Source organism: Mycobacterium sp., from assembly GCF_035640695.1.
In the GTDB taxonomy this organism is placed as follows: domain Bacteria; phylum Actinomycetota; class Actinomycetes; order Mycobacteriales; family Mycobacteriaceae; genus Mycobacterium.
In genome coordinates, this window is sequence record NZ_DASQVQ010000041.1 from 1 (window position 1) to 22,201 (window position 22,201).

17 protein-coding genes are annotated in these 22,201 nt (G+C 66.0%); 8 read left to right on the forward strand and 9 right to left on the reverse strand.

Features of this window, described 5'->3' with window-relative positions:
- Positions 1 to 569, forward strand: a 569-nt coding sequence (locus VE759_RS04905) for an MCE family protein (RefSeq protein ID WP_324928771.1), incomplete at its 5' end; no start/stop codon positions are given.
- Here VE759_RS04905 and VE759_RS04910 read toward each other — a convergent pair.
- Positions 566 to 2,071, reverse strand: a complete 1,506-nt coding sequence (locus VE759_RS04910; RefSeq protein WP_324928773.1) for a CehA/McbA family metallohydrolase — start codon at positions 2,069 to 2,071, stop codon at positions 566 to 568. The two genes, VE759_RS04905 and VE759_RS04910, sit on opposite strands and share 4 nt — an antisense overlap.
- Positions 2,072 to 2,278: 207 nt before the next feature.
- Between VE759_RS04910 and car the strand changes: the two genes are divergently transcribed.
- The 4 genes from car to VE759_RS04930 all read left to right on the forward strand — a co-directional run bounded on the left by car (position 2,279) and on the right by VE759_RS04930 (position 9,646).
- On the forward strand, positions 2,279 to 5,806 hold the full coding sequence (gene car / locus VE759_RS04915) for a carboxylic acid reductase (protein ID WP_324928775.1): 3,528 nt from the start codon (positions 2,279 to 2,281) through the stop codon (positions 5,804 to 5,806).
- Between the two features lie 115 nt (positions 5,807 to 5,921).
- Positions 5,922 to 7,562: an L-lactate permease gene (locus tag VE759_RS04920; protein ID WP_324928800.1), complete on the forward strand. Its 1,641-nt coding sequence runs from the start codon at positions 5,922 to 5,924 to the stop codon at positions 7,560 to 7,562.
- A 133-nt stretch (positions 7,563 to 7,695) separates the two neighbouring features.
- The gene (locus tag VE759_RS04925; RefSeq protein WP_324928777.1) at positions 7,696 to 8,364 is read left to right on the forward strand and encodes an O-methyltransferase; all 669 of its coding nucleotides are present in this window, start codon (positions 7,696 to 7,698) and stop codon (positions 8,362 to 8,364) included.
- 19 nt (positions 8,365 to 8,383) lie between these two features.
- Positions 8,384 to 9,646, forward strand: a complete 1,263-nt coding sequence (locus VE759_RS04930; protein WP_324928779.1) for an MFS transporter — start codon at positions 8,384 to 8,386, stop codon at positions 9,644 to 9,646.
- 37 nt (positions 9,647 to 9,683) lie between these two features.
- On the opposite strand, the gene VE759_RS04935 is transcribed toward VE759_RS04930, so the two are convergent.
- Genes VE759_RS04935 through VE759_RS04945 form a run of 3 tightly spaced genes read right to left on the reverse strand, consistent with a single transcriptional unit; the run spans position 9,684 to position 11,988 of the window.
- Positions 9,684 to 10,412, reverse strand: a complete 729-nt coding sequence (locus tag VE759_RS04935) for a DUF2182 domain-containing protein (protein ID WP_324928781.1) — start codon at positions 10,410 to 10,412, stop codon at positions 9,684 to 9,686.
- Between the two features lie 17 nt (positions 10,413 to 10,429).
- Positions 10,430 to 11,185 (reverse strand): DUF899 domain-containing protein, encoded by a 756-nt coding sequence (locus tag VE759_RS04940; protein WP_324928783.1) that lies wholly within the window; start codon positions 11,183 to 11,185, stop codon positions 10,430 to 10,432.
- A 20-nt stretch (positions 11,186 to 11,205) separates the two neighbouring features.
- On the reverse strand, positions 11,206 to 11,988 hold the full coding sequence (locus tag VE759_RS04945; RefSeq protein ID WP_324928785.1) for an SDR family oxidoreductase: 783 nt from the start codon (positions 11,986 to 11,988) through the stop codon (positions 11,206 to 11,208).
- Positions 11,989 to 12,095: 107 nt separating this feature from the next.
- Between VE759_RS04945 and VE759_RS04950 the strand changes: the two genes are divergently transcribed.
- Entirely contained in the window at positions 12,096 to 13,043 is a 948-nt protein-coding gene (locus VE759_RS04950) for a sigma-70 family RNA polymerase sigma factor (protein WP_324928787.1), read from the forward strand.
- 6 nt (positions 13,044 to 13,049) lie between these two features.
- Here VE759_RS04950 and VE759_RS04955 read toward each other — a convergent pair whose 3' ends face one another.
- Positions 13,050 to 13,523, reverse strand: coding sequence for a GtrA family protein (locus VE759_RS04955; protein ID WP_324928789.1), 474 nt, complete (start codon positions 13,521 to 13,523; stop codon positions 13,050 to 13,052).
- A 245-nt stretch (positions 13,524 to 13,768) separates the two neighbouring features.
- Between VE759_RS04955 and VE759_RS04960 the strand changes: the two genes are divergently transcribed.
- Both VE759_RS04960 and VE759_RS04965 read left to right on the forward strand, forming a co-directional pair.
- The gene (locus tag VE759_RS04960; RefSeq protein ID WP_324928791.1) at positions 13,769 to 13,939 is read left to right on the forward strand and encodes a hypothetical protein; all 171 of its coding nucleotides are present in this window, start codon (positions 13,769 to 13,771) and stop codon (positions 13,937 to 13,939) included.
- Between the two features lie 250 nt (positions 13,940 to 14,189).
- Positions 14,190 to 16,064 carry a potassium transporter Kup gene (locus tag VE759_RS04965; protein ID WP_414687834.1) on the forward strand — a complete coding sequence of 625 codons (1,875 nt, stop codon included), beginning with the start codon at positions 14,190 to 14,192 and terminating at the stop codon, positions 16,062 to 16,064.
- 22 nt (positions 16,065 to 16,086) lie between these two features.
- Here VE759_RS04965 and glgX read toward each other — a convergent pair whose 3' ends face one another.
- The 4 genes from glgX to VE759_RS04985 are packed head-to-tail and all read right to left on the reverse strand — an operon-like array spanning position 16,087 to position 22,140.
- Positions 16,087 to 18,177 (reverse strand): glycogen debranching protein GlgX, encoded by a 2,091-nt coding sequence (gene glgX, locus VE759_RS04970; RefSeq protein WP_324928793.1) that lies wholly within the window; start codon positions 18,175 to 18,177, stop codon positions 16,087 to 16,089.
- Positions 18,174 to 20,894, reverse strand: coding sequence for an MGH1-like glycoside hydrolase domain-containing protein (locus tag VE759_RS04975; RefSeq protein WP_324928795.1), 2,721 nt, complete (start codon positions 20,892 to 20,894; stop codon positions 18,174 to 18,176). Before VE759_RS04975 ends, glgX begins: the two co-directional genes overlap by 4 nt.
- Before the next feature lie 4 nt (positions 20,895 to 20,898).
- On the reverse strand, positions 20,899 to 21,063 hold the full coding sequence (locus VE759_RS04980; protein WP_324928797.1) for a universal stress protein: 165 nt from the start codon (positions 21,061 to 21,063) through the stop codon (positions 20,899 to 20,901).
- Between the two features lie 57 nt (positions 21,064 to 21,120).
- Positions 21,121 to 22,140: a YihY/virulence factor BrkB family protein gene (locus VE759_RS04985; RefSeq protein WP_324928798.1), complete on the reverse strand. Its 1,020-nt coding sequence runs from the start codon at positions 22,138 to 22,140 to the stop codon at positions 21,121 to 21,123.
- Between the last annotated feature and the right edge of the window lie 61 nt (positions 22,141 to 22,201).

Here is a 22,201-nt window from a genome sequence, read left to right on the forward strand (position 1 = left end):
GCAACCTGGACGCGGCGTTGATGGCCTCCATCGGCTTCGGCAACACCGGCGCCGACATCTTCGAGCGCGGCGGGCCCTACCTGATCCGCGGCGCCCAAGACCTCATCCCCACCTCCCAGCTCCTCGACGAGTACAGCCCGGCGATCTTGTGCACGTTGCGGAAGTATCACGACGCCGATCCGAAGGTCGCCGCGTCGGCGGGCGGCAACGGGTACTCAATCCGGCTGCACAACGAAATCGTCGGGCCCGCCAATGCCTACGTGTATCCGGACAACCTGCCGCGGGTCAACGCCCACGGTGGTCCGGAGGGGCGGCCGGGTTGCTGGCAGGAGGTGACCCGGGATTTGTGGCCGGCGCCGTATCTGGTGATGGACACCGGTGCGTCGATCGCCCCGTACAACCACCTCGGGCTGGCCTCGCCGTTCGGTTGCGCCGCGCTGCCGCCTTGCCTTGTCCCGCTTGCGATTCCCACGGTGCCGGTCCCACTGGTCGCCGCGGTGCCGCTCTTCTTCCCCGGCATCGAATACGTCTGGGGCCGTCAGCTCGGGGAGAACACGATCAACCCCTAACCGCAGACACGGTGTTGCCGCGGCAAGCTTGCATCCTCGAGCCACACCGGATTGGTCAGTGCGACCATCGACGAAAGCCGGCGCCGTACCGGTCTTCGCACTTCGACCCGCGCGAAGCGAGCCCGCGCGCCGGTGTCGGTGAACCGAAGTCGCCCAGTTCCCGAATCGTCGACCGCGATCCGCGCAACGCAACCCGCGGCTGTGATGAGGGCAACGGTCGTGCCCGGTGCGCCGCGAACCTCCGCGTCGACGGTGACCTGGTCGGCCGGGGGTACGGGCAGTGCCTCACCTATTGCGGCCGTAGCGGTGTCACCGGCGACGCGGCACGATGCGGTCAGTTCGACCGACACCGCGCTCGACTCGGCAATGTAGGACCGGCCGCGAAGCAGCGCCTCGATGACCGCTGCCGTCGACAACCCGGTAGCGCGCGCGACGGTCTGGGGTAGGCCGACCGCCTGGTGCGACCCGTGAGAGTCGCTGCCGCCCACCGCGGCAATGCGTCGCCCGCCGCGCAGGAGGCGATGCCAATGGCGTAGCGATATCTCGTCGTCGAGGTTCCACGCGCCGTTCCACACTTCGATCGCGTCGACGTCGCGGTAGCCGAATTCCCACGCCGATCCCGGCAGCGGCACTGCGGGATGTGCGGCCACAACGATGCCGCCGGCGGCGCGGACCGCGGCCGCGTAGCCGGCGAAGACCCCGTCTCGCGGCGCATACCGCCAGTCGAGCCAGCCGTCCTGGGCCAGCCCGACGGCCAGCCAATGCCCGTGGCGGGTGGTGACCTCCTCGCCGCCGATGACCAGAAGGCCGTCGGTGCGGCAGCCGCCCCAGGCGCGGTTGGCGGAATTGGTGTTGTGGTCGGTGGAGACGATGAAGTCCAGTCCCGCAGCGCGGGCGGTCGCGGCAAGGCTCTGAGGTTCGTGACGGCCGTCGGAGTGCACGGTGTGCAGATGAAGGTCGCCCCGGTACCAGTCGAGGCCGCGTCCCTCGGCGACCGTGGGCAGGGCCTCGACCCGGGAAGTGGGCGAAGCCGGTGGGCCGTACTCCAGCAGGATGTCCGCCTGCCAACCCATACCGAACGGGTTGAGCACGACAGGGCCGAACGCCAACGCCCACTGGCCGGGCGTGATGGGACCTGCCAGGTAGCCGGGTGTCGCGTCGGCCGCCGACAACGTGAAACCGTCCCGAGCCCCGCCGGACCAGCCGCGGAAGCCTTCGGCGTTACCGAGGTCGCCGCCGGCGGGCCCGAATATGCCTAGATCCAACACATTTCGAGCCACCCCGGCTAGCGAAAACCGATCGTGAGAAGTGCTGACGGTGATCCGCCGGACGCCGGCCGGCACGTCGAAGGGAACAAGGGCCCACTGGTCGATTCCGAACGGAAACCGGCCACGGAAGGACAAGCTGCTGTGCGTGCCAGGCGGTTCGACGACGACCGCGCCCGAATCTGCTGCCAATTCCGTAATAGTCACAACGGTCATCTCCTCATCGGCCCCGCGCACAGGGTCCACCATGCGGGGGTAGCGCACGGTTACATCGACGCGAACGTGCGTGGGCGGCCTGGCAACCGTTGTGTCGTCGGTTCGCATGCGCCACGGGTTTTGGGCCGTCCGCTCACAGCCGAGATGTGCCGATCGTCACAAGGCCGAACCGGATGCGGTCAGGCAGCGTGCGGGTTTTATTGGGGGGTTGGCTACGAGAGGGCGGGCATGACGAGTGACGCGAAGCAGATCGACGAGAGGCTGGCCCGCAGGATTGCGGAGTTGTACGACACCGATCAGCAGTTCCGCGCTGCCGACCCGATCGCGTCGGTCATCGAGGCGGCCCGCCGGCCCGGTCTTCGGCTCGCCGAGGTGCTGCAGACGCTGGTCGAGGGCTACCCGGACCGCCCCGCACTCGGCTATCGCGCCCGTGAGCTGACGACGGATCCGGGCACCGGCCGCACCTCGGCACGCCTGCTGCCCCGATTCGACACGATCAGCTACCGCGACCTGTGGGCGCGGGTGAGCGCAGTGGCCGCGGCTTGGCGCAACGACCCGGACTACCCGTTGAACCCGGGCGACTTCGTCGCCACCGTGGGTTTCGCCAGTCCCGACTACCTGACCGTCGATCTGGTCTGCGCCTACCTCGGCTTGGTGTCGGTGCCGCTTCAGCACAACGCCCCGGCTTCGCAGCTGAAACCGATCATCGCCGAGGTCGAGCCGCGGGTGCTCGCGGTCAGCGCCGGATACCTGAATCTCGCTGTGGAGTGCGCGCTGAACAGCGCGTCACTGCGCCGCCTCGTGGTGTTCGACTACCAGCCGGAGGTCGACGAGCAACGCGAGAGCGTCGAGCGCGCCCGGCAGCGTTTGCGCGACGCGGGCATGCAGGTCGTCGTCGAGGCGCTGGGTGACGTCATCGAGCGCGGCGGGGCGTTTGCTGCGGAGCCGGTCTACACCGGCGGCACCGATGAGCGGCTCGCGATGATCCTCTACACGTCCGGCAGCACCGGGGCACCCAAGGGCGCGATGTACACCGAACGGATGGTCAGCAAGCTGTGGACGTCGTCGTTCGTTTCGGCGTCCGATACGCCGGTGATCAACGTGAACTTCATGCCGTTGAACCATCTGGGCGGCAGACTGCCGTTGGTGTCGTCGTTCGTTGCCGGGGGCACAAGCTATTTCGTTCCCGAATCGGATCTGTCGACATTGTTCGACGACTGGGCGCTGGTGCGTCCCACCGAGCTGGGTCTCGTGCCGCGGGTGGTCGACATGCTGTTTCAGCGCTACCGCAGCACCGTTGACCGACTGCGCGCCCAAGGCGTCGACGTGGCGACGGCCGAGGCCGAAGCCGCAACGGAATTGCGCGAACACGCATTGGGCGGACGAGTGATCGGCGGCTTCGTCGGGACCGCCCCGCTGGCCGCGGAAATGAAGATCTTCATCGACTCGGTCCTTGGCGCGCACGTCCTCGACGGCTACGGGTTGACGGAGGTCGGCGCGGTCACCAGGGATGGCATCGTGGTGCGTCCGGCGGTCATCGACTACAAGCTGATCGACGTGCCCGAACTGGGCTACTTTCTCACCGACCAGCCGTATCCGCGAGGTGAACTGCTGGTCAAGACCGTGACGACGATGCCCGGGTACTACAAGCGGCCAGAAGTCACCGCCGAGGTCTTCGACGCCGACGGCTACTACCGCACCGGCGACGTGATGGCCGAGATCGAACCGGATCGGCTGGTGTACGTCGATCGCCGGAAGAACGTATTGAAGCTGTCCCAGGGCGAGTTCGTGGCCGTCGCGCATTTGGAGGCGGTGTACGCCGGTGCGCCACTGGTGCGCCAGATCTTTGTCTATGGCAACAGTGAACGGCCCAACCTGCTCGCCGTCATCGTCCCCACTCCAGCGGCGTTGGAAACGTTCGGAGTGGACACGGCCGCGCTGAAAGCGGCTCTCAGCGAATCACTTCGGGAGACCGCGAAGGTGGCGGAGTTGCAGTCATACGAGGTGCCGGTCGACTTTCTCATCGAAACCGAACCGTTCAGCGCCGCCAACGGCTTGCTGTCCGGCGTCGGCAAAATCCTGCGGCCCAGGCTCAAGGAGCACTACGGCAAGCGGCTCGAGCAGATGTACGCCGATCTGGCCGCCGCACAGGTCGACGAGCTGCGTGCGCTGCGGCAGCAGGCGGCGGACCGACCGGTGGTCGAGACGGTCACCCGGGCCGCCAAAGCGGTGCTGGCATCCGGCGAGGCCGATCTGGACCCGGACACGCACTTCACCGACCTCGGTGGCGACTCGCTGTCCGCGCTGACGTTCTCCAACCTGCTGCAGGAGATCTTCGGCGTCGAGGTGCCGGTCGGCATCATCATCGGCCCGGCGGCCAACCTGGCGCGCCTGGCGGAATACGTTGAAACCCAGCAGGGATCGACTTCCAAGCAGCCGACGTTCGCGTCCGTGCACGGCTTGGGCGCGACAGAAGTCCACGCAGCGGACCTGACGCTGGAAAAGTTCATCGACACTGCGACGCTGGCCGCCGCACCGACGCTGCCGCATGTCAGCGGTGAGCCGAACACCGTTCTGCTGACGGGCTCGAACGGTTATCTCGGGCGGTTCTTGACCCTGGATTGGTTGGAGCGACTGTCGAAGACGAACGGCACGCTGATCACGATCGTGCGCGGACGCGACGCGGCGGCGGCCATGGCACGCCTGGAGAGCGTGTTCGACAGCGGCGACCCGGAGTTGCTGCGGCGCTTCCATGAACTCGCCGACGGTCATCTCGAAGTTCTCGCCGGCGACATCAGCGAGCCGAACCTGGGCCTGGACGCAGCGACCTGGAATCGGTTGGCGCAGAACGTCGATCAGGTCGTACATCCCGCCGCCCTGGTGAACCACGTGCTGCCCTACGGACAGCTGTTCGGACCAAATGTGGTGGGAACGGCCGAGGTGATCCGCCTCGCGATCACCGCCACGATCAAGCGCGTGACATACCTGTCAACCGTGGCTGTGGCGATGACGGTGTCTCCCAAGGATTTTCGGGAGGACGGCGACATCCGCTCGATCAGCGCGGTGCGTCCGATCGAGGACACCTACGCGAACGGCTACGCGAACAGCAAGTGGGGCGGCGAGGTGCTGCTGCGTGAGGCGCACGACCTGTGCGACCTGCCGGTCGCGGTTTTCCGTTCCGACATGATTCTGGCCCACACCCGATACGTCGGCCAGCTCAATGTGCCGGACATGTTCACCCGGTTGATCTTCAGCCTTATCACGACCGGCATAGCTCCGCGGTCGTTCTACGAGTTGGACGCTGGTGGCAACCCGGCGAGGGCGCACTACGACGGGCTGCCGGCCGACTTCGTCGCCGAGGCGGTCACCACGCTCGGGGCGCAGACCAGGGACGGATACCGCTCGTTCGATGTGATGAACCCCTATGACGACGGGGTCTCGCTGGACACATTCGTGGATTGGCTCATCGGGGCCGGCCACAAGATCTTGCGGATCGACGACTACGAGGATTGGCTCGCTCGGTTCGAGACCGCGCTGACGGCCCTGCCGGAGAAACAGCGGCAGCACTCGGTTCTGCCGCTGCTGCACGCGTACCGCAAGCCTGAAGCGCCGGTCCGCGGCGCCATCGCGCCGACCGAGGTGTTCCACGCCGCGGTGCGAGAGGCCAAAGTCGGCGCGGACCACGATATTCCACACCTCTCGGCGGCACTGATCGACAAATACGGCAAGGATCTGCAGCAGCTCGGGTTGCTGTAAACGCGGGCGGGTCCGGCCCGGCTGAAACGCTGGTTTCGGCAAGGGGCTTTACGCGAACACCTTTTCGGGGTACAACCCAGGTGGTCGGTTGGAAAGCCCCCGAGAGGTGGTCGCCGTGTACCAGCAGATTCTCGATCCCGTCGTCCACTCTCTGGCCTGGAGCTCGTTGGTGGCCGCGGTGCCGCTGCTGCTGCTCTTCGTCTTGCTGGGCGCGCTGCGTGTCACCGCGTGGCTGGCGTCGCTGGTGTCGCTGGCCGTTGCGCTGGCGATCGCGATCGCGGTGTACAGCATGCCGGTCGGGCAGGCGTTGCTGGCCGGAACGGAGGGTGCGGCGTTCGGCTTCTTCCCGATCCTGTGGATCGTCATCAACGCCATCTGGGTGTATCGGATGACGGTCGAGACAGGACATTTCGACGTGCTGCGGCGCTCGTTCGCGCGGGTGAGCGACGACCAGCGCATCCAGGCGATCATCATCGCGTTCTCGTTCGGCGCGCTGATCGAGGCATTGGCCGGATTCGGGACCCCGGTGGCCGTGACGTCGGTGATGCTGATGGCGCTCGGCTTCAAGCCGTTGAAAGCGGCGGTGCTCGCGCTGACGGCCAACACCGCGCCCGTCGCGTTCGGGGCGATGGCGACGCCAATCATCACGCTGGGCAAGGTGACCGCGCTGCCGAGCGACACGCTCGGCGCGATGGTGGGGCGGCAGACGCCGATCCTCGCGCTGTTCGTCCCGCTGGCCCTGGTCGCGATCGTGGACGGGTGGCGGGGCATCCGTGAGACCTGGCCGGTGGCCGTCGTCTGCGGAGTCGTGTTCGCGCTCGGCCAGTACGCCACGTCGAACTTCGTCTCGGTGCCGCTGGCCGACGTGGTCGCGTCGCTGCTGTCGGCGGCGGCCGTGGTTGCGCTGGTGCGGGTCTGGCACCCACGTCATGCCTACACCGAGCAGTCCGTGGTGGCGGGCGGCGCGGCGGACGAGCCCAGCCCCGAGTTCGCCGAGCGGGTGGCCCGACCGGATTCCCGGGCTGAGGTGGCGCGGGCGTATGCGCCCTACCTGATCATCATCGTGGTCTTCGTGATCTGTCAGATCTCGGCAGTGAAGAACCTGCTGGAGAAGGCGACGATCAAGTTCCACTGGCCCGGCCTGCACGTCGTCAGCCCCAAGGGCAAGCCGGTGTCGCTCACGGAGTTCACGCTCAACCTTCTCACCAGCCCCGGTACGCAAATGCTGGTGGCGGGCATCATCACGATGATCGTGCTTGCCTTGTCGGTGCCCCGCGCGGTGAAGGCGTACGGAGCGACACTGCATCAGCTCCGCTGGGCCATCGTCACCGTGATGTCGGTGCTGGCATTGGCGTTCGTGATGAACCTGTCGGGGCAGACGATCACGCTCGGCACGTGGATGGCCGGTGCGGGAGGAGCTTTCGCACTGCTGTCGCCGATCCTCGGCTGGCTCGGCGTGGCCGTCACCGGATCCGACACGTCGTCCAACTCACTGTTCGGCGGCCTGCAGGTGACCGCGGCGAATCAGGCGGGGCTGAACCAGGTGCTGATGGCGGCGTCGAACAGTTCCGGCGGCGTGCTGGGCAAGATGATCTCGCCGCAGAACCTCGCCATCGCCGCGGCCGCCGTCGGCCTCAACGGTAAGGAAGGCGACATCTTCCGCCGCGTCATCATCTGGAGCCTGGTCTTCCTCGCGTTTCTGTGTGTGCTGTCGGCACTGCAGGCGTCCGACGTGCTGTCGTGGATGGTGCCGTGATCGGAGGTGCCTCGGCATTGGACGGCTGCGCCTCGGTTCGTTCGGTGAAACCGACGTTTTGGAGGCGGGCACTCGCACTTCTTCGGCAAAACGCCGGTTTGGGCGACTCTTGACCTCGACTACCGTCGATGCCGTGGTAACGACACTTCAGGACACCAGAGTCGCGACGGCCCTCGATCGGATGTACGCCGAGGCGAGGGACCAGATGCCGGCGTTGCGCGATCGGCGAGACGAATTGCGGCGGCTGTTGTCGTCGGCAAACGCGCAGGAACGCGCGGACGCACTCAGCGATATCTACATGCCGGTGACGCCGCAGGCCGGCCGGCTGTTGTATTCGTTGGTGCGCGCCAGCCGCCCAACGACGATCGTCGAATTCGGCATGTCGTTCGGCATCTCGGCGATTCACCTGGCCTCGGCGGTGCGCGACAACGGCGGCGGCCGCGTCGTGACGACCGAGCTCAGCGCCGCCAAGATCGCGGCCGCGAAAAAGAATTTCGCGGAGACCGGGTTGGACGACCTGATCACCGTGCTCGAGGGGGATGCACTCAACACGTTGGCGAGCCTGGACGACCCGGTGGATTTCGTGCTGCTCGACGGCTGGAAAGAGATGTACCTACCCGTGATCACGCTGCTCGAACCGCGCCTGACGCCGGGAACGCTGATCGTCGCCGACAACACCGAGATGGACGACACCAAGCCGTACCTCGACTACGTGCGCGACCCGGACAACGGCTACGTCAGCGTCAACTTCCTCGCACGAGACAGCGACAGCATGGAGATAACCTGTCGCGCCACGGTTTAGGAGGGTGCACGATACATAGGTGGCCAAGTCGCGGCTAACGAGTGACCAGCGGAACTCGTTCATCGCTGCCCAACTGGGCTGGACGATGGACGCGTTCGATTACTTCATCGTGGTGTTGGTCTACGCCGACATTGCCAAGACCTTTCACATCTCCAGGACCGAGGTTGCGTTCCTCACGACCGTCACCCTGAGCATGCGGCCGGTGGGCGCGCTGCTGTTCGGCCTCTGGGCCGACCGGATCGGCAGGCGGGTGCCGCTGATGGTGGATGTCGCGTTCTACTCGGTCGTCGGGTTTCTATGCGCGTTCGCGCCGAACTTCACGGTGCTGGTGGTCCTGCGGCTGCTGTATGGCATCGGAATGGGCGGTGAGTGGGGGCTGGGCGCCGCGCTTGCCATGGAGAAGATCCCCGCCGAGCGGCGCGGGTTTTTCTCCGGTCTGCTGCAGGAGGGCTACTCATTCGGCTATCTGCTTGCCACGCTGGCATCGCTGCTGGTACTGGACTGGCTGGGTCTGTCGTGGCGCTGGCTGTTCGGTCTGAGCATCGTTCCGGCACTGATCACGTTGCTCATCCGAACCCGGGTGCGCGAGTCCGAGGTGTGGGAGGCCGCGCAGAACCGAATGCGGGTCACCCGCACCAGGATTCGCGACGTCCTGCTGGACCCCACGATCGTCCGCCGGTTCATCTACCTGATCCTGCTGATGACCGCGTTCAACTGGATGAGTCACGGCACCCAGGACATCTACCCCACCTTCTTGTCATCGACGCACAACGACGGCGCCGGTTTGTCCACCACGGCGGCCAGGTTTATCGCCGTGATCTACAACATCGGTGCCATTATCGGCGGGCTGATCTTCGGCACGCTGTCGCAGCGGTTCGGGCGTCGCTACACCATCGTGTTCTGTGCGGTGATGGGATTGCCGATCGTGCCGCTGTTCGCCTTCTCACGGACCGCCGCGATGCTGTGCCTCGGCTCCTTCCTGATGCAGGTTGTGGTGCAGGGCGCATGGGGTGTCATTCCCGCGCACTTGACGGAGTTATCACCTGACGCGATCCGCGGCTTCTATCCCGGCGTGACATATCAGCTGGGCAATCTGCTGGCGGCGTTCAATCTGCCTATCCAGGAGCATTTGGCCGAATCCCACGGCTACCCGTTCGCCTTGGCCGCCACGATTGTGCCGGTGCTGATCGCGGTTGCATTCCTGACACTCATCGGCAAGGACGCCACCGGGGTGCACTTCGGCACCGAGCAGACGGCATATCCGGCAAAGCGCACCGGTTGACCCGTCGGAGCCGGGCACGGTTGTGTCGACTTCGGAATCAACGGGGTTCGGCGATCACATGCAAAGTTTGTGGCCGCACCAGGATAAGCAGACCGAGCGCGACAAGAGCCAATCCAACACCGGTCGCCAGTGTCGCGCGCCGAGTCAAGGACTTCTCACCCAGGCAGATCGCGCTCACTGCTGCCATCCACACGAGGTTCATCACCCCGACGACGAGAAGCACGGACATCAGCGCCCATGAGGAGCCAAGGCAGCGCAGCCCGTGGGATGTCCCCACCCGGAAAGCTTCAGCGGCACTTCGAAACTGATCGTTCTCAGCGTGGGCGCCCCACAGCCGGCGGTGGTAACCGGTGAATTGGTAGACACCGGCAACGGCGATGATGACGCCGCCGACACGATCCAGCCAGGCGTTTGGTTGACTGACGGCGTTGAAGGCGCTCACCGCGGCGTAGGCGACCGGGAAGGTCAGCGCCCACACGGCGAGGTAGCCGAAGGCGACGACGGCACCGGCCAATGGGCCGCGACGGTCCGCCGCTACCGCAATGACGCCGGGAAGCATCATCGCCGTCATCATGACGGTCCACATGACCCCGAAGCGCAGCGCGCCGGCGTCGTAGGGCATGGCACGGCCGGCCGTCGCGAGCCCGTCTAGCATGCCGGACATCGCTCGCGCTTCGGTGACCGTCTGCCACCACGCCAGGGCGACGACGACGAGCAGCGGTGCCACGGTCAGGAGCAACGCAGCCCGGCTCAGCGGCCGTGGCACGCGCTCGGCGTACGCGATCACGTGGCGGTGCCGTTGCCGGCGCGTGGGGGCCGTTGGTCGTTGGGGTCGCTGGGGTCGGGGTCACCGAACCAGCGCGACGGTGTGTGTTGACCGTATTCGTCGTGCCAGTCCCACCATTCATACGCCGGGGAATGCGGATAGCCGTCGGGAGAGTCTTCCCAGTCTTCTTGGCGACCCAGCGCGGTCATGTCCAGGTAACTCCAGGTGCTGCCCATGGCCTCGTCGCCGCGGTTGTTGATGAAGTAAGTGCGGAAAACGCGGTCCCCGTCGCGGATGAACGCGTTGTGACCGTGCCACTCGTGCACGCCGAAGTCGACGTCGAAGTCGTCGGTGATGGTGTACCAGGGGATGTGCGCCCAGCCCATGCGGGCCTTGACCCGTGCGATGTCGGGTTGTGGAGCGCGCGAGACGAATACCAAGGTGGTGTCGCGGGCGTTGACATGGGCAAGGTTGCCGACGTGGTCGGCCATCATGGAGCAACCGATGCAGGCGTGCTCGGGCCAGCCGTGCACGCCGGGTTCGAAGAAGGCGCGGTAGATGATCAGTTGACGGCGCCCGTCGAACAGGTCCAACAGGCCGACCCTGCCGTCGGGCCCGTCGAATTGATACTGCTTTTCGACGGCTAGCCACGGCATCCGCCGGCGCTGCGCGGCCAAAGCGTCCCGCGCGCGCGTTAATTCCTTTTCCTTCACCAACATTTCCTGCAGCGCGGCCTCCCACTCCGGCGCCGACACGATTGCGGTCGTCTTCATTTCGATTTCCTCCTTCCGGTTCAGGTGAGTGGGGACAGGCCCGCGGAACTAAGCAGGTATGCATGCTGGCCCGGGTGTCTGGTGGTAGCCAGCTCGAGGACGGACTTTCCGACCTGTTCGGGGGTGAGCACGGGCCCGCGGCCTTTCAGGAACGCTTCGACGTCAACGCCTTCCCGCTCGGCGTAGGCAGCCACCGCCTTGGCGCCCAATTCGGTGGCCGGCGTCAGTTGCGGAAGCACGGATACGAAATCGATCCCGAGCCCGGCGCGTTCCGACTCCACGGCGGCATAGCCGGCGATGATCCTGACGGTGGCCTTCGCCCCCGCGTACCCGCCGCTCAGCGGAGAGCCGTTGATCGCGGCGCCGCTGGACATCGCGATCACCGAGCTGCCCGGCGCCAGCGGGTGCTGTAGTGCTGCGCGGATCCAGTGGAACGCCTGCGCCACGTCAACGTTCCAGTTGCGGCTGAAGGTCTCCCAGGTCTGCTCCTGTATCGGGGCCATCCTCGGAGCGGCCCCGGCGCACAGCACCAGCGTGCGGGGCCGGTATTCGTCGATGAGTCGGCTGGCCGTCGCTGGATCGGCCGCGTCGGCGGTGATCGCAGTGAAGGTGCCACCCAACTCGGCGCGCGCCTCGTCGAGGTGAGTGCTGGAGCGGGCGACGCCGACGACATGCGCACCGGCGGCCGTCATCGCCGCGGCGATGCCGCGACCGAATCCACGGCTCGCCCCGGTCACGATCGCCGTCGCGCCGACCAGGCCGCCGGCTTCATTGGTGGGTGATGGGTTCGTTGGTTGGTTCACACTAATTCAGATACGGTGCGCCGCCGAAATTCATCGCTGCGCGCCGATGAGTTAGCGCCGCAGGATGTATCTGTACTGATGTGGGGGCTTCTACCTAGGAGACTGCCGTGCCGGCACAAGAAGATTTCATCGAGCAGGCTGCGCCGTTTCGTGCCGAGCTGATCGCGCACTGCTACCGCATGCTCGGTTCGGTGCAGGATGCCGAAGACCTCGTCCAGGAAACCTACGTGCGTGGCTGGCGCGCCTATGAGAGCTTCGAGGAACGTGCAGCGCTGCGGACATGGTTGTATCGCATCGCGACGACGGCGTGCCTGCGTGCGCTGGAGAACCGCGCGCGCAGAGTGCTCCCCGCTGGCCTCGGCGCCCCCTCGGTCGACCCGGACGCGGATATCGATGCCAGCAAGGCTGGATATCAATGGCTGGAGCCGCTGCCTGACTCGTTGACTCCCGAAACCGCCTTCGATGCGAAGGAAAGCATCAGGCTGGCGGTGGTCACGGCGCTGCAGGAATTGCCGGCGCGTCAGCGAGCCGTGTTGATCCTGCGCGACGTCGTGCAGTTCAGCGCCACCGAAGTGGCAGAGCTGCTCGAAACCACCCCGGCCGCCGTCAACAGTGCCCTCCAGCGGGCCCGTGCCCGTCTCGCCGAGGTCGCTCCAACCGACGACGAGGTCGCCGAGCCGGAAGACAAGGAGCGCCTTGCCCTAGTCGAACGCTATTGCGCAGCATTCGAAAAGGGTGATGTCGCGGCGCTGACCGAGCTGTTGCAGGCCGACGTCAAGCTCGAAATGCCACCGTATGCGCTGTGGTTCACCGGCCGCGATGCCGTCACGCGGTTCCTCGCCGGGCGCGCCTTCGCCACGGCCGGCGATGTCGTGATGGTCCCGACGGCCGCGAACGGCCAACCCGCGGTTGCCGATTACCGTCGGGGCGCCGACGGAGTCATGCGCGCCCATGCGATCCACGTCCTCACCACTGGTGCCGACGCGATAGGTGCCATCACCGTTTTTCTGGAACCGACGCTGTTCGGGGCGTTCGGCATGCCGGCTACGCGGTAACGGCGCTCAGCGGCGGAACACCACCCACCGCATCGCGCTGTACATGTACACCGCTTCACACACGCCGGCCAGGATCCGCGCGACGTGGTATTCGACGCCGAGCGCGGTAAGGACGCTGGAAACCCCGAGGATAAACGCCAGATAGTTGATGGCGACCACGACCACGTACACCGCGATCTGCGGTCCTACCGCGGCATGCGAACGGAAGTTCAGCGTCCGGTTGAGGAAGTAGCTCAGCGCGAACGCAAGCGCGTAGGCCACGGTCACCGCGACAGGCACCGGTATACGCAGGCTGCCGTGCAGGACCGTGAGTAGCAGCAGATCGACTCCGAAGGTAAACCCGTTTATCAAACAGAAGCCGAGGAACGTGGGCGCAACAATCGAATTCAAACCCAGCGGGAGGCGGGCGACCGATTCCACGCACAACGCATGAAATCGCTCGGCCGGCCCTACTCGGCTTGCCTCTGATTCGACCCGCACCCTGCCACGGTGCCATCCACAGGTAGCCGGGCCATGATCGGCGGGCAAACTCCCAGCGGCGCCGGACGGTGTCGGCCGGGTTTGTCGCCGGAAGACAACGATCGCCCGAAGGTTCATCGGTTGGCGACGTAGGTCGGCGGAGCCGGGCTCGTTATGTTTCATCACGAACGCGGCGCCCATTCGAATTATTGAGTCCCACAACATGAACCAACCGTTTCCGCATCGCGGAGAAAGCGAGTAGACCCGTGTCGTACATCCTGCCGGTCGTCATCCTCTTGTCGGTCTTGTCCCCACTGCTGGTCCCGGCATTCATCACGGCTGTGCACGCCGTCGTCGGGCGCCGCACCGACGAACCGGTCCGGACCCTCGCCTATCAGCGCATCATTGCGGGCCTGGCTGTCCCCGCCGCGGCCTGACGCCGGCCAGCCACCAGACAACCCTCGACCGGGGCTACACCTGCGGGTGTGGCCCCGGTCGTTCTATGCCTACCGGGGCACTCACGCAATCTTTCGAAACAACGGCCTCGGGGGGTTCTTCGGCAACAATCGGTACTGACGCGAGCCACGGCAATTCATTGCTCACTTAGTAGTCGAGGACCTCACCGTGCCTACGAACTCCGAGCCCGGGACGCGGCTTCGCACAGCCGACGGCGGCCCATCAGTCCAGTTGGGCCTTGTGATCGGCGCACTCGGTGTGGTCTTCGGCGACATCGGCACAAGCCCGATCTACACCGTACAGACGATCTTCAACCCGAACGACCCCCATCCCGTGCCGATCAGCACGGAAAACATATACGGCGTCGTCTCGCTGATTTTCTGGGCGGTGATGATCATCGTCACGCTGACCTACGTCACGCTTGTGATGCGCGCCGACAACGGCGGCGAGGGCGGCATCATGGCCCTCATCGCTCAGGTACGGCGCTTGGGCTCACGTGGTGGCCGCACCGCGCTGGCGCTGGCGGCGCTGGGCCTGTTCGGCGCCGCGCTGTTCTCCGGCGACAGCGTGATCACTCCCGCGATCTCAGTGCTGTCCGCGGTCGAGGGTCTCAAGGTGATCCAGCCGGGGCTGGAAGGTTGGATCGTGCCGATCACCGCGGTGATCATCGCTGCGCTGTTTGCGGTACAGCGCCGCGGCACGGGTGCCGTGGGAGGCCTGTTCGGACCGGTGATGATCGCCTGGTTCACCGCCATCGGCGCATGCGGCGTTTATGGCATCGTCGACCATCCGGAAATCGTCAAGGCGCTCTCGCCGGTTCATGCGCTGAAGTTCATGTTCGGGCACTTCCCGACGGCGTTCTTTTCGCTGGCCGGGGTTGTGCTCGCGGTGACGGGTGCGGAGGCGTTGTACGCGGACATGGGCCACTTCGGCCGCAAGCCGATCACCCGAGCGTGGCTGTTTCTCGTCCTACCGGCGCTGGTTCTCAGCTACCTCGGTCAGGGTGCGCTACTGCTCGGCGACAAGGGCACGATGAGCGCGCCGTTCTTTCTGCTGACCCCGGGTTGGGCACGGTTGCCGATGGTGCTGTTGGCTTGCGCGGCAACGGTCATCGCGTCGCAAGCGGTGATCACTGGGGCCTACTCGCTGACATGGCAGGCCGTCCAGCTCGGCTATCTACCGAGGCTGCGAGTGGTGCACACCTCGGCGTCAACGTTCGGCCAGATCTATGTCCCCTGGATCAACGGCCTGCTGATGGTCTCGGTGCTCACCCTGGTGTTCGCGTTCCGCAGCTCGGCGTCGCTGGCATATGCGTACGGCATGGCGGTGACGGGAACGATCACCATCACCACACTGCTGTTTTTCTATGTTGCGCGAAGACGGTGGCTGACTCCGCTTTGGCTGATCGTGATTGGCGGCGGCAGTCTGTCGCTTGTTGACCTGCTGTTCGTCGCGGCAAATCTGTCCAAACTGGTCCACGGCGCGTGGCTGCCGCTGCTGATCGCCGTGACAACATTCGCGGTCATGACCACCTGGCAGCGGGGCCGGGAGATCGTCACACGGGCGCGCGAGAAGGTGGAGGGCCCGCTTAGCACGTTCGTCGATGAGCTCGCCGAGCGTCGCCCACAGCCGGTGCGAGTTCCCGGCACAGCGGTCGTATTCAGCCACGGCAAACAGACCGCGCCACTGGCGATGCGGGCCAACGTCGAATACAACAACACCATCCATGAGCACGTGGTAATCCTGACGATCGAGACGTTGCCGGTACCGCGCCTGGCGGATTTCGCGCGGATAGAAGTCGACGAACTGGGCTATGCCGAAGACGGAATCATTCACGTCACCGCGCGCTTCGGCTACATGGAGTCACCGAACGTCCCCGACACGTTACGGTTGCTCAAGCCGACGCAGACCGAAGGCCCGATCGCCATCGACGACGTTTTGTTCGCCTTGTCGAAGATCGAATTGACGATGGGTGACGCACCGACCATGGCGGCGTGGCGCAAGCGCCTCTTCATCGCCACCTCGTACATCACCGCCGACGCCGTCGAGTTCTTCGGCCTGCCGCCCGAACGCACGGTCATCGTGGGTGCCCGAATCGAGGTTTAGGTCGGCGGCCGGATCGTCGCCGTCAGGCGGGCGAGCGCAGGACAACCGTCGACCGCGGCCCGACTGTCAGCTCCCGGCCGTCGGTGGCCGTCCGCGCCGGGTCGAAGGTGTCGAACACGACGTGCCAGCGCCGCGCAGCGAAGTCGGTGGCCACCGTGAAGGTCAATGGCTGCCACCACGTGTTGACGAGGATGAGGAAGTCATCGTCGGTCATCGGTGTGCCGTCGGGTCCGACATCGGGATCCGTTGAGCCATCGATGAATAGCGCGACGCTGCGGGCGTTGGGGTCTGACCAATTTTCGGCGGTCATCTCCGCCCCCGACGGAGTGAGCCAGCGCAGATCAGCGGCCGCCTTCCCGGTGCGGTACCGGCGCCTGCGGAATACCGGGTGCCGACGTCGCACCGCGATGAGGTCCGTTGTGAACCGCAAGAGCTCATCGTCTACGCCCGACCAGTCGAACCAGGTGATCTCGTTGTCCTGACAGTAGGCGTTGTTGTTTCCGCGCTGGGTGCGACCGATCTCATCGCCGCCCAACAGCAACGGGACACCCGCCGACAGCAGCAGGGTCACCAGGAAAGCCCGTTTCTGGCGCGCCCGCAGCGCAAGCACGTCGGGGTCGTCGGTTGGCCCCTCGACCCCGCAGTTCCAGGAGCGGTTGTCGTCGGTGCCGTCGCGGTTGTCTTCGGTGTTGGCTTCGTTGTGCTTTCGGTTGTAGGAGACGAGGTCATTCAGTGTGAATCCGTCATGCACGGTGATGAAGTTGACCGACGCGCTGGGCCGGCGGCCTACGTCGGGCTGGTCGTAGATATCCGCCGACCCACACAGCCGCGTTGCGAATTCGGGCAGCAGCCCGTCATGACTGCGCCACCAGTCGCGCACGGCGTCGCGGAACTTGCCGTTCCATTCGCTCCACTGCGGCGGGAACCGGCCAATGTCGTAGCTGTCGAAGCGGCCGACGTCCCACGGCTCGGCGATCAGCTTGACCTGGGAGACGACCGGATCCTGTCCGACGACATCGAAGAAGGCCGAAAACGGGTCAAAGTCCCCGGTCTCCCGGCCGAGGGTGGGAGCGAGATCGAAGCGAAAGCCGTCGACGCCCATCTCGGAAACCCAGTAGCGCAGCGAGTCCATGATCATCCGCAATGTCGTCGGGTCGGCGGTGTTCAGCGAATTGCCGCAGCCAGTTGTGTCGAGGTAGCGACTCGGGTCGGCCGGGTCGAGGCGGTAGTAGGCGGCGTTGTCCAGCCCGCGGTGACACAGCGTCGGACCGCCGGCCCCACCCTCGGCTGTGTGGTTGAAAACGACGTCCAGCACGACCTCCAACCCCGCGCCGTGCAAGGCGTTGACCATGCCGCGGAATTCCGCGACCTGCCCGCCTGGCCGACCGGCCCGTACCGCCGCGGAATACGCGGCGTGCGGGGCGAAGAAGCCAATTGTGTTGTAGCCCCAGTAATTCGACAATCCCCGCTCGACAAGGAACGATTCGGGAACGTTGTGGTGGACCGGCAGCAGCTCGACCGTTGTGACGCCGAGGTCGACGAGGTGTTCGATCACGGCCGCGTGCGCCAGCCCCGCGTAGGTACCGCGCAGCTCCGGCGGCACGCCCGGATGGGTGGCGGTGAACCCCCGGACATGTAGCTCGTAGAGGATGGTGTCGGCGAGCGCGCGCCCGGGTCCGGACGTGGGTGGCCCCGGCGCCGGGGCCGTCACGAGGCTGCGCGGCATGTGGCCGGCCGAATCCAGTGGGCTGGGCGCCGCGGCCTTGTCCATTGCGTAATCGAGTAGTTCGGGTCCGAACCGCACGTCACCGTGGATCGCCCGGGCGTAGGGGTCGAGCAGCAGCTTGGCCGGGTTGTACCGCAGGCCTCGCCCCGGATCGTAGGGCCCACTGACCCGGAAACCGTAGGCCTGCCCGGGCGTTACACCGGGCACAAAGCCGTGCCAGATGTCGCCGTCGCGTTCTCGCAGCACGAGCTGTGTCTCGGCACCGTTGCCGTCGAACAGGCAGAGCCTGACCTCGTCACCGTTCGACGACACGGCGAAGTTCGTGCCGCCCTGGCCGCACGCCGCGCCAAGCGGGCCGGGCCTGCCCGGCAGGATGTTGGTGCTCATCGGGTCTTCGCACGCTGGACGAGCCGCTGAATGACGTCCGATGTCTTGGGGTACGCCCCGTGCCGACGCCGGATCACGTCGGCCACCAAACCGGTCCAGCCGGTCTGGTGGGATGCGCCCAGTCCTGCGCCGTTGTCGCCGTGAAAGTATTCATGAAAGAGCAGATTATTCCGCCACCGCGGATCGGTCTGCAGCCGGTGCACGCCGCCGAAGCACGGCCGTGACCCGTTCCGGTCAACGAGGAAGAGCGATACCAGACGCTTCCAGAGATCGGCGGCGACGACGTCTAGCGTGACGCTCGTTCCCGATCCGGTGGGGTATTCGATCGTCAGCTCGTCGCCGAAGAATTCGTGGTAGCGCTCCAACGCCGTCGCGATGAGGTAGTTCATCGGGAACCACACCGGCCCCCGCCAGTTCGAGTTGCCGCCGAACATCGCGGTGGTGGACTCGGCCGGCTCGTAGTCGATGCCGGCGCGCACACCGTCCACGTCCAACACGTACGGATGATCGCGGTGGTACGCGGACAGGGAGCGCAGCCCGTGCGGCGACAGGAACTCATCCGAATCGAACAGCGACTGGCACAGCCGCCGGACCCTGTCCAGGCTCGTCACCCCGACCAGGAGTCGCCGTTTTCCCGGCTCCCCGCGAAGGATGCCGGCGTCGGCCATCTCCTCGGGGCCTCCCAGTCGATGGCGTCGCAGGTAATCGGCGAACATCTTGTCGATCACAAGGGTGCGGGCGACGGCCTCCTCATTGACTACCGCCGCGGCCAGCGACGGGATCATGGCGACCATCGAGCGCACACGGACCGGCACGGCGTTGCCGTCGGGCAGCAGGATGCGGTCGTAGAACAGGCCGTCGCGGTCGTCCCAAAGACCCACGGTGTCAAGGGCTTCGGCGATACCGGCAAAGTGTTCCAGGAATTTCTGCACCAGGTCGATGGCGGGCCGGTACCCAGACCCGTCCAGGATGGCCGCAATGGTGGCCATGGACAACGCATACGCGGCCATCCAGCCGGTGGCGTCGGACTGCTCGAGCACCCCGCGGACGGGGAGGTGTGAACGGTCGAGGGGGCCGATGTTGTCCAGCCCCATGAAGCCGCCCTCAAACACGTTCGAGCCGTTGGCGTCCTCCCGGTTCACCCACCACGTGAAGTTCACCAGGAGCTTGTCGAAAATCCGGCTGAGGAACTCGAAGTCGCGCCCGCCGTCGATCGCGAAGACCTCAAGCGCCGCCCCCGCCTGCACCGGCGGGTTCACGTCGGAGAAGTCCCACTCATACGCGGGCAAGGCGCCGTTGGGATGCTGGAACCACTCGCGGCACAGCAGCGAAAGCTGGTACTTCGCGAACGCGGGATCGATGTGCACCAGCGCGACGCAGTGAAATGCCATGTCCCACGCCGCGAACCACGGGTATTCCCAGGTGTCGGGCATGGACATCACATCGAACGCCTCAAAGCTGCGCCATCGCGCGTTGCGGCCATGCCGCCGTTGTGCCGGAGGCTGCGGCTGGGCGGGGTCGCCGTCGAGCCAGCGGCGGACGTCGTAGTAGTAGAACTGCTTGCACCACAACATCCCGGCGAACGCCTGACGCATCACCGCCGCTTCATCGGCCGACGCCGCGGGCGGGGTCAGTTCGGCGTAGAACTCGTCGGCCTCGCCGCGACGCGCCGCTGCCACCCGAGTGAAGTCCCGGGCCAGCGCGGTCTCCGGATCGGGTCCGGCACCGATTGGGCGCAGCCGCAGCCGCAGTTCGCTGGTCTCGCCGGGGCCGACCGTGATTCGGTACCACGCAGCACATTTGGTGCCGCGCCGCTGCGGATTGACGGTGTCCGCCCCGGAAATGACATGGTCGTTGATGGCGTCCTTGGGAAATCGTGACCCTCCCGAAACACCATAGAGCCGAGCGAGATTTGTCTCGTTGTCGCAGAACAGCAGCTCCGGCTGCGCACCGTCCGGCGCCGGTGCCGGCAGCAGTTCCAGTTCACCGAGGAAAGGATGCGCGACGGCCACGGTCGCGGCGCCGGTGGCGGCGAGCGTCGGCTTGACCGTCCCAAGTTCCCAGGACCACGTGTTGCGGAACCACAACGTCGGCAGCACATGCAGGATTTCGGTGTCGGGGCCCGCATTGGTGACACTGATCGCCATCAAGACGTCGGTCGGGTCGGCCTTGGCGTAGTGCACGTCGACGACCCAGTAGCGGTCGTGGTCGAAAATCCCGGTGTCGAGCAACTCGTACTCGGGGTCGAACCTGCCGCGCCTGCGGTTCTCATCCAGCAGCCGCTGATACGGGAACGCCCGTTGCGGGTAGTGGTAGCGCCAGCTGTTCCAGGCATGGCTCGGCAGCGCGTCCAGGAACCACCAGTACTCCTTGACGTCCTCGCCGTGATTTCCCTCGGCGCCGGTCAGTCCGAAGGCCCGCTCTTTGAGAATCGGGTCGCGTCCGTTCCACAATGCAAGTGCCAGACACAACCGCTGCTCGATGTCGCAGAATCCGGCCAGCCCGTCCTCGCCCCAGCGGTAGGCCCGCGAGCGGGCATGATCATGCGGCAGGTAGTTCCAAGCGCCGCCATCGGCGCTGTAGTCTTCCCGGACTGTCCCCCACTGTCTTTCACTGAGGTAGGGCCCCCATAGGTACCAGTCGCTGGCCTGCCGCAGGCCGAGGTCGAGCCGGCCGAAGGAAGTGACACGCTGTCGTTCCGCGCCTCGGGTGGCCATCGATTCACCGGCCGTCGCGGGCCACGATGACCGGGACGTGCGCGGATTGGACATTGATGAGTTTGATCGCCAGCCCGTGCATCGTGGCTTCACGCACCGCCCAGCGGACGGCGGCATCGGACGCCGCCGACCCGTCGACACCGACAACCAACGTGGACGGCGAGTTCATGCGTCCTCCTGTTACGTGAGTGCCCTCCGCGCATCATCGCGCCGGCCGATCTCGCCGTCATTGTTGGCGCGAACAAATCGCGTCGTGGAGGGCCGCGGCGGTGGTGGCCTCCGGCAGGTAATCGATCTCGAGCCGCTGCTCGGGCCGCCGAACCTCGGCCTTCAGCGCGTCGGAGTAATAGGTTTTATCCGCGTCTGTCAGCGGCGGGGGAAGCAGACTGCGGGGCCACAGATGCCTGGCGCGCACAACGTCGGCCTCGATGGCGTATACGACCACCGTCGCTTGTAGCCCGAACCATGCCAACAGCCCCAGGACCAGTCCGAACAGGCCCGCGACGGCCTGGGCGTGGCGCAGCAGGTGAGCGACGATGACGCCGGCTCCGGTCAGCAACAACTGCCAGGCCAGCGCACTGAGCGCCGCGCCGGGCAGCATCGAGCGCGTCGGCACCTGCGTCGGCGTCGCGATTCGGTATGCCGCAAGGAAGTAGGCCCAGCCGAGGACCGAGCCGACCGCGATGCTGACCAGCCGCGCGGCGAAACCGCCCAGCCCCAAGGCCGTGGCGGCACCGGCGGCCGCGCTGGCGGCGGCGGTCACCGCGACACCGACAGCAAGCAGCAGAAGCAGTGCCACCGTCCGCAGCTGGTAGGCGGGGAAACCGGGCCGGTCCGTTCTGGGCACCGCCCACAGCGAGCTGAAGGTGTTTTGGAGAGCGTTGGCGAAACCGCGGCCGCCGAGAATCGCACCCACCAGCCCGACGGTGACCGAGAACGCATTGCCGAACGTGGCCACGCCGAGTTGAGCATGGAGCTGGGCTCCGATGATCGGGAACTCGGCGAATGCGGAATTCACCAGCTCCCGCTGGAGTTGCGGATACTTCCGCAACGCCAGACCGAGGATGGCGGTCAGGGCCAACAGCAGCGGGAAGGTGGCCAGAAATGCGTAATACGTCAGCAGTGCCACCAGCTTGCCGGCCTGGTCGTCGCCGAATTTCTTGATCAACGCAATGGCGAACGCCATCGGGTGCTGGCGCTGTTGCCAGCGATCAAACCGCCGGGCCAGGCCTTCAACGCGATTCACCGGATCGCCGGCCTCACTCGATATGCACCTGAGCGTCGTTGTCCTCGGACACCATGGTCAT

Bases quoted from the DNA above. Each gene is read 5' to 3' on its own strand.
- glgX (WP_324928793.1), bottom strand. From the start codon at position 18,177: ATGAGCACCAACATCCTGCCGGGCAGGCCCGGCCCGCTTGGCGCGGCG.
- VE759_RS04980 (WP_324928797.1), bottom strand. From the start codon at position 21,063: ATGAACTCGCCGTCCACGTTGGTTGTCGGTGTCGACGGGTCGGCGGCG.
- car (WP_324928775.1), top strand. From the start codon at position 2,279: ATGACGAGTGACGCGAAGCAGATCGACGAGAGGCTGGCCCGCAGGATT.
- VE759_RS04975 (WP_324928795.1), bottom strand. From the start codon at position 20,894: ATGGCCACCCGAGGCGCGGAACGACAGCGTGTCACTTCCTTCGGCCGG.
- VE759_RS04940 (WP_324928783.1), bottom strand. From the start codon at position 11,185: ATGAAGACGACCGCAATCGTGTCGGCGCCGGAGTGGGAGGCCGCGCTG.